The sequence below is a fragment of the Allobosea sp. BE125 genome (assembly GCF_031456075.1).
Lineage (GTDB): Bacteria > Pseudomonadota > Alphaproteobacteria > Rhizobiales > Beijerinckiaceae > Allobosea.
Genome location: NZ_JAVDTY010000019.1, coordinates 1 through 13,593 on the forward strand (window position 1 = coordinate 1; position 13,593 = coordinate 13,593).

Annotated in this window: 13 protein-coding genes; 9 read left to right on the forward strand and 4 right to left on the reverse strand. The window is 61.9% G+C overall.

Going from position 1 to position 13,593, the window contains the following annotated elements; genetic code table 11:
• Positions 1-96: 96 nt before the first annotated feature.
• On the reverse strand, positions 97-993 hold the full coding sequence (locus J2Y55_RS28890) for a LysR family transcriptional regulator (protein ID WP_310160190.1): 897 nt from the start codon (positions 991-993) through the stop codon (positions 97-99).
• 120 nt (positions 994-1,113) lie between these two features.
• Between J2Y55_RS28890 and J2Y55_RS28895 the strand changes: the two genes are divergently transcribed.
• The 5 genes from J2Y55_RS28895 (at position 1,114) to J2Y55_RS28915 (ending at position 5,917) form a co-directional block, all read left to right on the forward strand.
• On the forward strand, positions 1,114-1,842 hold the full coding sequence (locus tag J2Y55_RS28895; RefSeq protein ID WP_310160191.1) for an SDR family oxidoreductase: 729 nt from the start codon (positions 1,114-1,116) through the stop codon (positions 1,840-1,842).
• Positions 1,843-1,916: 74 nt separating this feature from the next.
• Positions 1,917-2,201 carry an Atu4866 domain-containing protein gene (locus J2Y55_RS28900; protein WP_310160193.1) on the forward strand — a complete coding sequence of 95 codons (285 nt, stop codon included), beginning with the start codon at positions 1,917-1,919 and terminating at the stop codon, positions 2,199-2,201.
• 510 nt (positions 2,202-2,711) lie between these two features.
• Positions 2,712-3,071 (forward strand): hypothetical protein, encoded by a 360-nt coding sequence (locus J2Y55_RS28905; RefSeq protein WP_310160195.1) that lies wholly within the window; start codon positions 2,712-2,714, stop codon positions 3,069-3,071.
• Positions 3,028-4,578, forward strand: coding sequence for a hypothetical protein (locus J2Y55_RS28910; RefSeq protein WP_310160196.1), 1,551 nt, complete (start codon positions 3,028-3,030; stop codon positions 4,576-4,578). Before J2Y55_RS28905 ends, J2Y55_RS28910 begins: the two co-directional genes overlap by 44 nt.
• A 253-nt stretch (positions 4,579-4,831) precedes the next feature.
• Positions 4,832-5,917 (forward strand): hypothetical protein, encoded by a 1,086-nt coding sequence (locus J2Y55_RS28915; protein ID WP_310160197.1) that lies wholly within the window; start codon positions 4,832-4,834, stop codon positions 5,915-5,917.
• Between the two features lie 140 nt (positions 5,918-6,057).
• Here J2Y55_RS28915 and J2Y55_RS28920 read toward each other — a convergent pair whose 3' ends face one another.
• Positions 6,058-6,552: a hypothetical protein gene (locus tag J2Y55_RS28920; RefSeq protein ID WP_310160198.1), complete on the reverse strand. Its 495-nt coding sequence runs from the start codon at positions 6,550-6,552 to the stop codon at positions 6,058-6,060.
• 158 nt (positions 6,553-6,710) lie between these two features.
• Between J2Y55_RS28920 and J2Y55_RS28925 the strand changes: the two genes are divergently transcribed.
• From J2Y55_RS28925 to J2Y55_RS28940, 4 genes are all read left to right on the forward strand, one after another.
• Complete coding sequence (locus tag J2Y55_RS28925; RefSeq protein WP_310160200.1) at positions 6,711-7,049, forward strand: hypothetical protein; 339 nt, start codon at positions 6,711-6,713, stop codon at positions 7,047-7,049.
• Entirely contained in the window at positions 7,049-9,082 is a 2,034-nt protein-coding gene (locus J2Y55_RS28930) for a glycosyl hydrolase family 28-related protein (protein ID WP_310160202.1), read from the forward strand. Before J2Y55_RS28925 ends, J2Y55_RS28930 begins: the two co-directional genes overlap by 1 nt.
• A gap of 67 nt (positions 9,083-9,149) precedes the next feature.
• On the forward strand, positions 9,150-10,010 hold the full coding sequence (locus J2Y55_RS28935; protein WP_310160203.1) for a glycoside hydrolase family 108 protein: 861 nt from the start codon (positions 9,150-9,152) through the stop codon (positions 10,008-10,010).
• 368 nt (positions 10,011-10,378) lie between these two features.
• Positions 10,379-10,594: a hypothetical protein gene (locus J2Y55_RS28940; RefSeq protein ID WP_310160205.1), complete on the forward strand. Its 216-nt coding sequence runs from the start codon at positions 10,379-10,381 to the stop codon at positions 10,592-10,594.
• 363 nt (positions 10,595-10,957) lie between these two features.
• Here J2Y55_RS28940 and J2Y55_RS28945 read toward each other — a convergent pair whose 3' ends face one another.
• Complete coding sequence (locus J2Y55_RS28945) at positions 10,958-11,311, reverse strand: hypothetical protein (protein WP_310160208.1); 354 nt, start codon at positions 11,309-11,311, stop codon at positions 10,958-10,960.
• 36 nt (positions 11,312-11,347) lie between these two features.
• Positions 11,348-13,588, reverse strand: a complete 2,241-nt coding sequence (locus J2Y55_RS28950; protein WP_310160210.1) for a glycosyltransferase family 9 protein — start codon at positions 13,586-13,588, stop codon at positions 11,348-11,350.
• Between the last annotated feature and the right edge of the window lie 5 nt (positions 13,589-13,593).

The following is a 13,593-nucleotide window of genomic DNA, read 5'->3' on the forward strand; positions in this document are numbered from 1 at the left end:
TCACTACAACTGGCATCGACCACACGGTGGCATCAATGCCAAAATCCCAATCAGCAGACTCGCTCTCGACGAGGACAACCTGTTGAGGCTCCACATCTAGCGATTCCGGTTGCTGCGGACATGGTCGAGCAGGGCCCTGAGCTTGGGCGCCATGTTCGGGCGGTTGGGGTAGTACAGGTAGAAGCCGGGGAAGAACGGACAATACGCCTCGAGCAGGGGCACGAGCGTGCCTTGCGCGATCGCTGATCGAAACGTTTCTTCCAATCCGATGGTTATGCCGCTGCCGGCGACCGCCATCCGTATCATCAGCGCCATGTCGTTGGTGGTCACCTCCGGCTTCACATCGACCGCGAAGTCGCGCCCGCTTTCCGTGAACTCCCAGCGATAGGGGGCCGTGCGCGGCGCCGGGCGCCAACCGATGCAGCGATGCGCCGTGAGCTCGCTGGGATGGCCGGGCCTGCCCCGGCGCGCGAGATAGGAAGGCGCGGCGACCGGGATCTGCCGTTGCGGGCCCGAGACCGCGATCGCGATCATGTCCTGCTCGATGACCTCGCCCAGGCGCACGCCCGCATCATAGCCGCAGGCGACGATGTCGATCTCCTCATCCGTCACCAGGATATCGAGCTCAACCTCCGGGCAGGCCTCGGTGAATCTCGGCAGCAGCGGACCGGAGAGGAAGCTCTCGGCGATGGAGGACACCGCAAGCCGCAACTGGCCGCGCGGCCCTGCGCCGAGGTGATGGGTCGCCTCCGTCGCGGCGCGGATCTCGGCGAGGGGAGGGGCGATCTCGGCATGGAGCCGCTCGCCGGCTTCGGTCAGGCCGACGCTGCGGGTTGTGCGGTGGACAAGCGCGATGCCCATCTCGTCTTCCAGCCGCCGGATCACCTGGCTGACGGCCGAGCGGGTGACGCCGAGGCGGTCCGCCGCCGCGCGGAAATTCCGCTCCTCGGCGACCAGGACGAAGGTTGCGAGCGCATTGATGTCTACAGTCATTGGTTAGGGATACTAACCAAGTTGTCGCCTCTTGGCCAGATACCGGCGACAGCCGGAAGCCTCCATCTTTCCGCTCACTGGCTTGGCGCCACCAGCCGAGCCGCATCAGAGGAATGGAGCATGGCCATGGACAAGACCGTTTTGATAACCGGGGCATCGAGCGGCATCGGCGCCGGCATCGCCCGCGAGCTTGCGGCTAGCGGAGCCCGCCTGATGCTGGGCGCGCGCCGGGTCGAGCGACTCGAAGAGCTCGCCTTGGAGCTGCGGCAGCTGGGCGCCGAGGTCGAATATGGCCGCCTCGACGTGACGCGCCGGGACCAGGTCGCCGGCTTCGCTGATGCCGCCCGCGGGCATTTTGGGCGGGTCGACGTCATCATCAACAATGCCGGCGTGATGCCGCTTTCCCCGCTCGCCTCGCTGAAGGTCGAGGAGTGGGACGCCATGGTGGATGTCAACATCAAGGGCGTCCTTTACGGCATCGCCGCCGTCCTGCCGGAGATGACGGCCAGGGGCTCGGGCCACATCGTCAACATCGCCTCGATCGGCGCGCTCAGCGTCTCCCCGACGGCGGCGGTCTACTGCGCCACGAAATATGCGGTGCGGGCGATCTCGGACGGGCTGCGCCAGGAGCACAGCGATATCAGGGTCACCTGCATCCACCCCGGCGTCGTCGAAAGTGAGCTCGCCGACACCATCACCGATGCCGCGGCGGCCGAGGCGATGCGGAGCTATCGGGCGATCGCGCTCCAGCCGGACGCCATCGCCCGGGCCGTGCGCTACGCGCTGGAGCAGCCCGAGGATGTCGACGTCAACGAGATTGTCATCCGCGCGACCAAGGCACCGCATTGATGCGCGCCCGGCTAAGCCTCACTGCGGCAGGTCTCGCCGCCGCGCTCACAACCATCGCCCTTACGGAGAACCTCATGGCGCAGGCCAGTCATTCCCAACTCGACGACCGCCAAGCTGGCCACCCCTATGTCGGGATGTGGACGACCGACGACAACCGGATCCGCCATGAACTGCTGCCCGGCGGCCGCTATGTCGAGGCGCGCGGGACGCGCGAAGGCGCTTATCGCGGGCGCTATGAAGTGACGGGCAACCGCATCGCCTATTGGGACGACACCGGCTTCACCGCCGATGGCGAGTTCGTCGACGCCGACACCCTGCATCATGCCGGCATGATCCTGCGCCGGCGTGAGCGACCATGACGGTGCCGTAAGCCTTCATCTCCAACGGCGCGGTGCGCTTTCGTGGAAATGCGAGCCGCTGATGACCCGCCTCGCGATCCCGCTTGTCCCTGAGATCCAAGGGCTCCGCCCGAGCATAACGGAAAGGGCGCGGGGAACCCCTCTCCTGTAAGGAGAGGGGCAGGGGTGAGGTGTAGGCCGTTTGAAGCTTTAGCCGTGACCTCACCCCTGCTTCGCTGTGAGGACATCACGTGACTGGTCCAACGGCCTACCCCTCACCCTGCCCTCTCCCTACGGGAGAGGGTTCCCCGCGCCTCGATAGGGAAGGGGTGAGGCGATGGCGGCCTATGCGCTTCGCGCCTACAAATCTCGTAAGAATTATTTCAAAGGCCTATTGACAATGATCCTATGATGGGTCCATTGTCTCAATCTCACTGTGAATATCTGTGCCTGCCGCCCGGAGCCAATCGCTCGCGGGCGTTTTTGTTTCAGGCCGGGCGCAAGCGAAGCCTTCAGTTCAAAGATCCAGACATGGCCAGGGGCGCTGCAAGGACGGGCCGCAAGGCCGGCGCGACGACGCGCCGGGCTGAGGCGGGGCCGGCCGCCGAGGGCGGCCTGACGCCGCTCGACTACATGCTCACCATGCTTCGCGACGAGAGCCTCGAGCCCAAGGCTCGGTTCGAGATCGCCAAGGCAGCAGCCCCTTATGTCCATGCCAAGCTTGCCACGGTCGAACAGAGCGGCGGCATCGCGCTCAGCCATGAAGACGCGCTCGCTGCGCTCGACGATGAGCCCCGAGACGATGGGCCAAAAGACCATGAGCCTCGAGGAAATGAACCCCAGGGAGATGAGCCCGAAGGAGAGGGCGATCCGCCTGAGGCTGCGGGCTGAGTTCGAGCCTTATGCGGAGAAGGCGCTGCGGATCCGGACCAAGACCGGCGCGATCGCGCCGCTCCAGCTCAACCAGGCGCAGCTTTATCTGCATGGCCGCCTCGAGGCGCAGCGGGCGCGCACCGGCAAGGTTCGCGCGCTCGTGCTCAAGGGCCGCCAGCAAGGCATCTCGACCTATATCGGCGGGCGCTATTACTGGCGCGCCAGTCACGCGCGGGGCGTGCGGGTTTTCATTCTCACGCATGAGCGGGAGGCGACGAACAACCTGTTCGGCATGGTCGAGCGCTACCACCAGCACTGTCCGCGGCTGCTGAAACCGCAGACCGGCGCGGCCAATGCGAGGGAGCTTTCCTTCTCCAGGCTGGAGAGCGGCTATGCCGTCGGCACCGCGGGCGCCAGGGCGGTCGGGCGCTCGCAGACGGTGCAGCTCTTCCATGGTTCGGAGGTTGCGTTCTGGCCCAATGCCGCGACGCATTTCGCCGGCGTCGTCCAGGCCATCCCCGATCTGCCGGGAACCGAGATCGTGCTGGAGAGCACGGCCAATGGCGTCGGCGGCGAGTTCCATGCGCGCTGGCAGCAGGCCGAGGCCGGTATCGGCGATTATGAGGCGATCTTCATCCCCTGGTTCTGGCAGGACGAGTATCGCCGGCCGGTTCCGGACGGTTTTGCGCTCGACGCGGACGAGCAGGCTTATGCCGGGGCGCACAGCCTGACGCTGGAGCAGATGGCCTGGCGCCGCGCCAAGATCGCCGAATTGAAGGACGAATTGCTGTTCAAGCAGGAATATCCGGCAACCGCCGCCGAGGCCTTCCAGCTCACCGGCCATGACAGCTTCATCACATCGGACGCCGTGCTGCGCGCCCGCAAGGCGCGCTGCGAGGGCATCGGGCCGCTTGTCATCGGCGCCGACCCGGCGCGCTTCGGCGACGATCGCTTTGCGCTGGCCTGGCGCCGGGGACGTCAGGTCAGCAGGACCGAAAGCAAGGCGAAGATCGATGTCGTCGCTGGCGCAAACTGGATCAGGCAGGTGATCGACCTGGACAAGCCGGCAAGGGTGTTCGTCGATGTCGGCGGTGTCGGCGCCGGCGTCGTCGACATCCTGCACTCCTGGGGCGCGCCCTATGACGATATCGTCGTGCCCGTAAATTTCGGCTCCGAGCCGCAGGAGCCGGTCGAATTGTTGCCTGATGGCACGAAGAAGCCGGGCCCGCGTAATCGCCGGGCCGAGATGTGGAAGCGCTCGCGCGACTGGCTCGACGAGCCCGGCGGCGCCGACATTCCAGACCTGGACGGTTTGCAGGCCGATGCCTGCGGCCCGTCCTACCATTACGACGCGAACCAGCGCCTGCTCCTCGAAAGCAAAGAGCATATGCGAGCGCGCGGAATCCGGTCGCCCGATGATTGGGACGCCATCGCATTGACCTTCGCCGAGCCTGTCAGGGATCGGCAGCCCAAGGAGCGCCGCCCGCGAAGCCCGCGCGGACGCGGCGCCTGGATGGGCGGATAGGACCAGACATGATCGCTCAAGACGATGATAACGCGAAGGCTTCCGATGATACGAAGGCCCCGGCCTCTGCGCCCGAGGACAGCGGGCGGGGCAGGCGACGGAGGGAACGCCTCTTGAACCGTTGGCGCGCGGAGGCGCGGCAGTGGTGACTGGAGGTCTTGCTGCTCTCGCAACTCGTCCCGCCCCGGCGACGGCCCTTTCCGCCGGTCTGCGCGGCGTTGATGAGGCGACCCTTGTCGCGGCGGGGCAGCTCATGCAGGCGGCTCAAGCGCGCGGCATCGCATTGACGTGGCCGGAGGCCATCGCGCACGTATCCAATGGCGGCGGCAGAGGTCTCATGAACCTTCAGCGCTTCACCGAGGATTCCGTCGGTGGCGGCGATATCATGGGCAGCTTCATGGCCCAGCGCCCGGCGCAGGTCGAGGCGGCGAGCCGGCGGGCATTTGATACCATCGCCCCGCAATCCCAGGCGCCCTCGACCCTCGGTCCCACCATCGGCCGCGCGGCCGATGATACGATTCAAGAGGCGACCGGAATCATAGATCGCGCGACGCCGCCGGCGGCGGCCACGCAGCCTGCGCAAGTCGGCTCATATGAGGCCGCACGGGCGCAGCAGGAAGCCTTGCGCCAGCGCTATCTCGAGCCGCTGATGGCTGGCCCGCTTGGGAAGCTTGCCAAGCGCGACATCGACACGCGCGAGGCGATCGCGGTGCTGTTTCCGAAGGACCCTCTGGCGGGGAGCGCTCGGGAAATCACGGATACCGTCGGGGCTCTGACGCAGCGAAACGCCACGGCCGCGCGCCAGCTCGTCCGCGCCCATGTCGAGAGCGTGTTCAATGATGCGACCCAGACGATTCAAGCCAAAGCGAACCAGTTCGTAGGCGCGGACTTCGTCGACGCGCTGAAGGGAAACTCGCAGCGGGCGGAAAACCTCGCAGCTGCGATCCAGGGTATCGGCGGCCCGGAACTCCTGCAGGGCTTTGACGAGTTCCTGAAGATCCTGAGCGCAACCGGCCAGCGCCTGCGCCCCGGTTCGCAAGCCGCCTTCACCAAGCAGACGGAGGATATCTTGAAGGGCGGTGGGATGGTCGCAGACGCTGCCGAGATGCTGGCGGCCGGCCGTATCAAATGGCCGAAAAAGGCCACGGAAATCTATGAGCGGTGGCAGTTGGGGCAGAATACGGAAGAGATCGCCCGGCTCATCACCGACCCGACGGGAATCGAGACGTTCAGGCGGCTGGCGAAGGCCGCGCCTGGTTCCAGTCAGGCTCAGGCTCTCGCCATCCGGCTGGCTGCCATGACCGCGCAGGCCATCGCGGCCGCGCAACCACGCAAATAGGCCCATGATGAGATGGCTGCGCCGATTCGGTCCGCAGCGTTGTCGATCGGGACGCCCTTTTACCTTCGCACACGCCCAACCCAAGGTGATCCGGGTCGCCAGAGCGAGCCAGGCGGATCCAAAATGCTCTCACCGTTCATTCAGCGATCCTGCCGCAAATGCGTCAGGGAACCGGGGGGCGAGGGCCGGCTGCCTTTGGCGATCCACTCGACGTCTGGTTCTGGCGCAGCAGATGCGTTTGACTTCCGAACGGTGAAGCTGTGCCACAACGCCAAGGTGGTGGCCCAGATTAGTCCAAGAATCCCGAATATAATAAATGAACGGTACAAGTACGAACGGACGTCTCCTGTCTCGAATACCATCGGCAAGCCGGGGCCGAAGGCAACAACGAGGATAGCCAAGAGCAGGCTTGCAAAAGAACGGCGCCCCCAGCGCCCGATGCCCCGCAAATGCAAAGGGGCATCCCGCACGGCTATGACTGCGGCGGTGTAGACGCCGGCGATCACCGCCCCGGCGATGAGCATGCCACCGACATTTGGCTGCTGACCGCTCGCTATTGAATCGACGTAGACAAGCCAAACCGTTCCGCAGAAAAGGCCCGCCTGCGGCAGATACCAGAGAAGCAGGTTCTTCATGTGTCGTCGCCCGCAAGCAGTCCCTCAGCTTGTTGATCCTGCCGTAGGGTCGGGCGCGGAGTCCATATCAAACCTTGCCAATTCTCCGGCTGTTTCAGCCAATCCGAATCGTCCCCAAGCCGCCCGTCACCGGGCGGCTTTTTTCATGAGGAGCCGCCATGGCCGGCGCTGCCTATCAGCTCAATGTTTCCGCGACCGATGACGAGACCTTCGCATTCACCTGCGAATGGACGCTCGCGGACGGTTCCGATTTTCCGTGGGCGGACTACGCTTACGCCTATGAGCTGAAACGCGACCGCCGTCCGGTCCTGTCGCTCACCGGCGGCGACGGCCTGGCTGTCGACCCCAGCGAAAACACCATCACCTTCCAGCCGCCTGAGGCGATGCGCCTTTGCGCCGGTCGATACCAGCATGGCTGCCGCATCACCCACACAGCGACCGGCAAGACGATCCAGGTCTTCGACGGCTCCGTCACCATTACCGAGGGGAATTTCTGATGCCCGATGTCAGCATTGTCGCGCGCGGACCGTCCTCGCTGAAAATGCGGTTTCGCCCTGGCCTTGTCGGGCCGCCACTGGCTGAAGACGACTTTGCCACACAGGCACAGGCGGAAGCCGGGACCGACGTTGAAAAGGTTATGTCGCCGCTGCGGACGAAGCAGGGCATCCTTGCGAACGCCAAGTCCAGCACTTGGCTCCAGAGCGGCACTGGCGCTGTCGCGCGCACGCTCGACGCCAAACTGAAGGATGTCGTCAACATCATCGATTTCGGCGGCGTAGGGGATGGCGTTTTCGACAATACCGCAGCCCTCTCGGCGATGATCACCTTCCTCAACTCGAGGAGCAATGGCTCCTCGGGCGGTGGAATCGGCATTATTCCGCAGGGCCGTTGGCGCGTCGCCGGTGACCTTCCCTACATCGGTACGAATGTGGGCCTCTTCGGCGACGGCCCGCAGGCCACGCTGGTCGATTTTCAGAACGGATCGAACGACTGCTTCAAAATCGGCGATCCGACCATAGCGGTGAACACTCGCGGTCAGGTCATCGCGGGCATGTATCTTGGCGCGCAGGCCAAGACCGGCGGCACGATGATCAAGGTCAGGGCGGCCTTCAATACGAAATTCTCCCGCATCCAGTCCGAGGCTAACTGGATCGGGATCGATATCGGGCCGCGCTGCAACAGTACCACGCTTGAGGACTGCTTCATCTCGGCGACGCAGGGCGCAACTCCCGTCTGCTTGAAGTTTGTTGCCGGTGCATCGAACGCGGATCGTTCCGACGTCCTCGCGATCCGCAATATCGTGCTCACCGGCCAATGGAGCGATGCAACCTGCTTCGAGTGGGATGGAGCGGCTTATACCGTCACGGCGCAGTCATTGCGCATGCTCCATGCGAAGTACGGCATGGTCGTCAAGAACTCTGCGGGGGACTCCAGTTGGTATCCGTCGTTCCTGAACGCGCACGACATAGAGGCCGAGGGCTTCAAGCAGCGAGCTGTGTGGATTCAAGCTGGTGCTGGGTTCAAGATCACTGGCTCCGATATCAACAATCTCACGGCCGGCGACCTGAGTCAGGGAGCGGCGGATCTATCGTCTATCCAGATCGACGCGGATATCGGAGCGAGCTATACGCGGGCGATTCAGATCAGCGACACGCGCATCGGTGGCACTCAGCGAGAAGGGCTTGTGTTCGACGCCCGCAATATGATGCTGTCGAACATCATCTTCTACACGACGAGCTATGCCGGCGTGAACAGTTACCCGGCGATGCGCTTTAGCGCCAATGCACAGAACGTGCAGTTGTCGAACATTCAGGCCGAGGAATTCGGCGGCGCGGCGCGCAGCTCCTATCTCCTCCAGCTCGATGCTGGTGCGGCGCGCATAAGCGGCAACAATCTCAACGCGCAGTTCTGCAATACAGGCGCGATCCTCGACAATTCGGGAAACACCTCGAACGTCTTCTCGAACATCGTGCGCACCGGCTCCTTGATTCCATCACAGAGCCACAACGGCGTCTGGTGGAATAGAGCGCCCCTGCCGAACGCCTACCTCCAAACACGCTCGCATAACGAAGACGCAGCCGGCACTTCGCAGGCCGGTTTTACCATGAGCACCGGCCTAGCCAACACGTTCCGTCAGTTCTTCATCCACAACAACGCCGGCACCCCATATTCTATGTTGAACGGGGGCTCGGCCGTGACGACGCAGTATTGGGACACCGATCTCGACGTCTGGCGGAACAACGCCGGCACGGACAAGGCGCGCCTTACCCTCGCTGCGTTCAATCTTGTCAGCGCTGCCGCCGTCTACCAGATCAACGCCGTGAAGGTTGTCGGCGCGCGCGATACCGGATGGACGGCCATGACAGGCACCGGCAGCAAGGCTGCGCTCGCGACAGCGGCGGCCGGTACGGTGTCTGCTGCTTATGTGCAAGCCGAGGCGCAGGCTTCGCGCGACCGTATCGCGGCCTTGGAGGCGCGTCTGCGGTCGCTTGACGCCGCGCTCTTCACCCACGGCTTGATCGGCGCCTAGCGCGCTCAACATCGCCAACATATGTCCGCCGCCTCCGGGCGGCTTTTTCATGTCTGGAGCATCGGTTATGACGGCGCAGAATTTCTCCAAGGCGTTGAAGGCTGTTCTCGTCCATGAGGGCGGTAAGGCAAACCACCCTAGGGATCCGGGCGGGCGGACCAATCAGGGCGTGATCCAGCGCGTCTATGACGGCTATCGCGCCCGCAAGGGCCGGCTGAAGCGCGATGTCTACCTGATGGAGCCGGTCGAGCGCGACGAGATCTATCGCGCGCAATATTGGGATGCCGTGCGCGGTGACGATCTGCCGCCCGGCGTCGACTATGTCGTGTTCGATGGTGCGGTGAATTCTGGGCCGACGCAGAGTGTGAAGTGGCTGCAGCGCGCGCTTGGCGGCGTGAAGGTCGATGGCGATCTTGGCGAGGCGACGTTGGCGGCCGTGGCGGCGCATCCCGATCATGATGCGCTGATCGCCGCTACCTGCGCGCGCCGCATGGCCTTCTTGAAGGCGCTGCGGACCTGGCCCGATTTCGGCAAGGGCTGGATGGGGCGCGTCACTGGAGTGCGCTCTCTCGGCCAGGCCTGGGCTTCGGGCAAAGATCCACAGCCATCCTTCCGTGCGGAGGCGGTTCCGGCGATCGGCGGCAACGTCAAGGCGACGCTCGACCAGGCCCGGCCGCTGCCGGCCATGGCGGGCGGGGATGCCGCGATCGGCGGCGGCGTGGCTGCAGGTGGCCTCGGCGGCGTGCTGCAGCAGGCGCAGGATGTGCTCGCGCCCCTTGCCGGCAACAGCATGATCATCGGCAACATCGTCGCCGCGTTCGTCGTCACCGGCGCTGTCATCACGATCGGCGGGCTCGGCTATCGCTTCCTCGCCCAGCGCCGGGCGGCGGCCCGGGCTGATGCACTCGATCTCGCGGTGCGGGCGTGACGGCGGCGCTCGCGGCGCTGCGGCACGTGCCGTGGCAGGCCTGGGCCGTGGCTGCGCTCGCGCTTGGCATCGGCCTCTATGGCTGGAACCGTTTCGAGGCTGGCGGCGAGGCCGCCCGTTCCGCAATCCAACTCTCCAACGACAAGGCAAGGAAGCGCGCCGATGATGCGAGCCGCACGGTTGAGAATTGCACTGGCGCTTGGGACCGCGCTCGCGGCCTCTGCCTGCCAGCCGACGGGGCCAGTCGATAGGCCCTGCGGCGTGATCACCGACAGCCTGATGTCGGTGCAGGGCGCCACGCCCGCCGATACTCGCCGCATCGATATCCATTTTGAACGCGGCGCAGCAGCCGGGTGCTGGAGCCGGCCGTGACTGACATGACGGATACCAGAGACCGGGTCATCGCCTTGGAGCGCGATGTCAAGCATCTGACGGAACAGGTAGACGACATGGCCGACAAGGTCGCCGCCATGCATGACATTCTGATGCAGGCGCGAGGGGTCCGTTGGATCATCGTGCTGATGGCCGGTGTTGGCGGCTTTATCGCGTCGAAGCTCGGGGCCTTCATCCCATGGCCCCGATAGAGCCTGCACCTGCAGCATAGAGGGCTCCTGAGCCTTCGGTTTATGCCCTGACAACCACTCTGCACGCTTGTCTTTCGGGACGGGCGGGGCTTTTTTCAGTTCAACTGCGGTGGAGCACGTAAAAGTAGATCAGGAATCCGCTGCCCAGAACTATCGTAGGGATAAGCAAAGGCTCAAGCAGCCTTAGCCAAATTGAGAACAACGACAGAGATAGCACGAATGCACCGCAGTTCAGCATTCCTCGCGTCAACACACCCTCGCTCCGCGATTTGCTCCTTATGCCCGAGAAACCGATGATTAAAAGCGCCAGAGCTAGGATAAAGCCCATCAATTGTTTCATAGCGTATCCAGCGCTAGAGCCGGTTAGTCCAAGAGCTTGAGGCGCGTGAGGCGGCTATCTCGATCGATCAACTCATCGTGCTGTCGAACGAGGTTCTTTTGAATTTCCACTCGTTCTGTGATCGCACGGACATGGCTTCGGTACTGCGAGAATACCGTTCCCGTGGCTGCGTCCTTGGCTGCCCACTCCAAAAGCTCGCAGCCAGGGTTGTTCGCCTGAAACCAGAATAGAAACTGGAGTTCAGCCTGCGCCAATTTGGGCTGCGTCAGTGGATCCTCGACCTCCACCGTATGCTTGATGCCGTGCGCCGTTGAAGCGCCGGGCACTGACCCTTGCGAAGGCATCCATTTGGCATGCTCAAAGACAATCTTGCTCATGCGCACCTCTATGAAAGAGAGCGGCTTTTAGCCCGCTTAGCCTTTCGTATGCCACCAACCTGTACGCTCAATGTGGTCGAAAATGCTATCCGGGGTGTCTCGACCGTACCAAGCTGGATAATACAAGCCAGACGACAGCTTGCCTGGAGGAACCCAATTAATAGAGAATTCCTCTTCAAAGCCGGAGCGGGGGTGGAGGGGATGATACGGGTTATCCTTGGGGCGCCAAAAAATGCAAGTTGGAACGTTCAGATAGGGACCAACAATTCCAACACCTGACGGGAAAGATATGACGAATTTGGCGCGCCGGATCAGAGCCAGCGTCTCTGTTATATCCATCTGACCGATAACATTGAGATAAAAATTGTCGGAGGTTCGGCCCAAGATTTCGTTGGCGTAGTCCAGATCATAGGGGGCGCCAATTACAATAATTGAGGTGTTGTATTTGGCGTTTATCTTCCTGCCCAGTTCAATCCAATCTTCTGGTTTCCAGATTTCGCCTGCGTTTAGTCCTCCGGTCTGGTTCGTGTTGCGCGCGCCAAAATGAAATATCACATAATCTTGACCAACGTAGTGCGCGGCGCGGCGATATCCTTTTAAGTCAGCGTCAAGTTCCTCGTACTGGTCAAAAAAATTGAAATTAATGTCTCTCGGGCCTAAATTGAACATGTCTGCGACGGCGTCCAGCGTCCAGCCGCGTTCCAAGAAGGTATTGAACACTAGGCGATAGTCAAACTCATCCAGACTATCGAGTGAGACGGGGCCGCCTGGGATGTAATTGATATGCCCACTCCGCTCATCCATGGTCGGATGGGCATGGATATCGAACTTAGAGCCGACGATCTCGTCGACAAACTTAAATCTGGCGAGCATGTTGTTGCTGCGCTTTGCGCGAACGTCGCCAGAATGATGGATGTGCAGCTGAACGTGCTCAGCGCCATACTTTCTGACGACCCCCTCAGCAAAGAGAAAGGACCAAGCAGCGTCTCCAATGCCCGACATCACTCCCATGCTGAAAACCGGCTTCTTTCGTACCCTGTACCAGGCTACATCAAACTTGTTGCCGCGAAGCTGGACCTCCTCGACCAATGGCTTGGTGAGCAACTGGCGTAGTGCGCTGGTAGAGAAGCGAAACAACGTGTTGTTCTCGGTTGAGACGAGCGAAGGCACGTCTGCTGGCTCGGCCGCCGCTTTCGCGTCGTCGATGATTTCCGCGCCAAAAACGAGATAACCGCCTGGACGTAACAACCGCAGACAGTCATCGATCATGCGCCTGACATCAGTCAGACCTTGAGAAAGATTGGGGATGATAATGATATCAAACTGACAGCGCGCCTGGCCACGATTCTGAACCCCATCGCTTCGGATGTTTATGCTTAGGATTGCGCTCGCTTCTGCCCGGTCGCCGACATCAAGATTGATCCCTGCGATGGAGCCGGCGGCTACCTTAGAATCGAGCCCAAGATGCTCGATGAGCTCTCTGAACTGCTGTTCGGATAGTTGTGCTCGCAGTTCGGAAACATCCGCGCTGACGCTGTTCTCATTCACATAAGTCACGGACCTTCGGAAATTCGTTCCGCAACTGTTGCAGATGAAATAGTTATTCCGAGATTTTCTGTAAGATCGTGACCAGCAACTACACTGAACGGAAGCGTTATTTGGTTGGTAAATTCCGTCTGTGTCCGCGTTGAAATCGGAAAGGGCGATTCGAACTCTAGCTTTCGAAATAGACGGTGCTGTCACAAGCACATGGTTTCTTTCCAATTCCGACTTGTCTTCCGGAAATTTCGCAACCTGCGGAGTATCGTAATACTGATCATGAGTCGCGATTATGTGGCGAATCTCGTGAAGCAATTCGGGATTGTCATTGATACGCGCCGCGCTTTGAAAATATTCGAGCGCCTCCGCCGGGCTCTTGCGGAGCTTGCTCAGATGACCAAGCTGTACATTGACGTCATAAAGCTCTGTTTGATGGTCTTGCCCTTGAACGTCACTTTTTTCTGCATTCAGAAGACGGCCAAGCTCAGATTCATAGATGTTTTTGGCTAAATCTAGTTGTCCGGAGTCCTTCGCCATGTTGCCGATCTGCATCAACAAATAGCGCTGATCGGGGCGAAGCTGCGCGGCCTGCTGATAGAGCGGCAACGCCGCAGCCGGCTGGTTTCCGTCACGGAACTGATTAGCCTCTCGAACTAGATCATCGAAAGATTTTTCGTTGCTCGTATTGCTGCGTACGGCGCGCTTTCGGCGTATATCCAATAGCGATCGAATATTCATGTCGT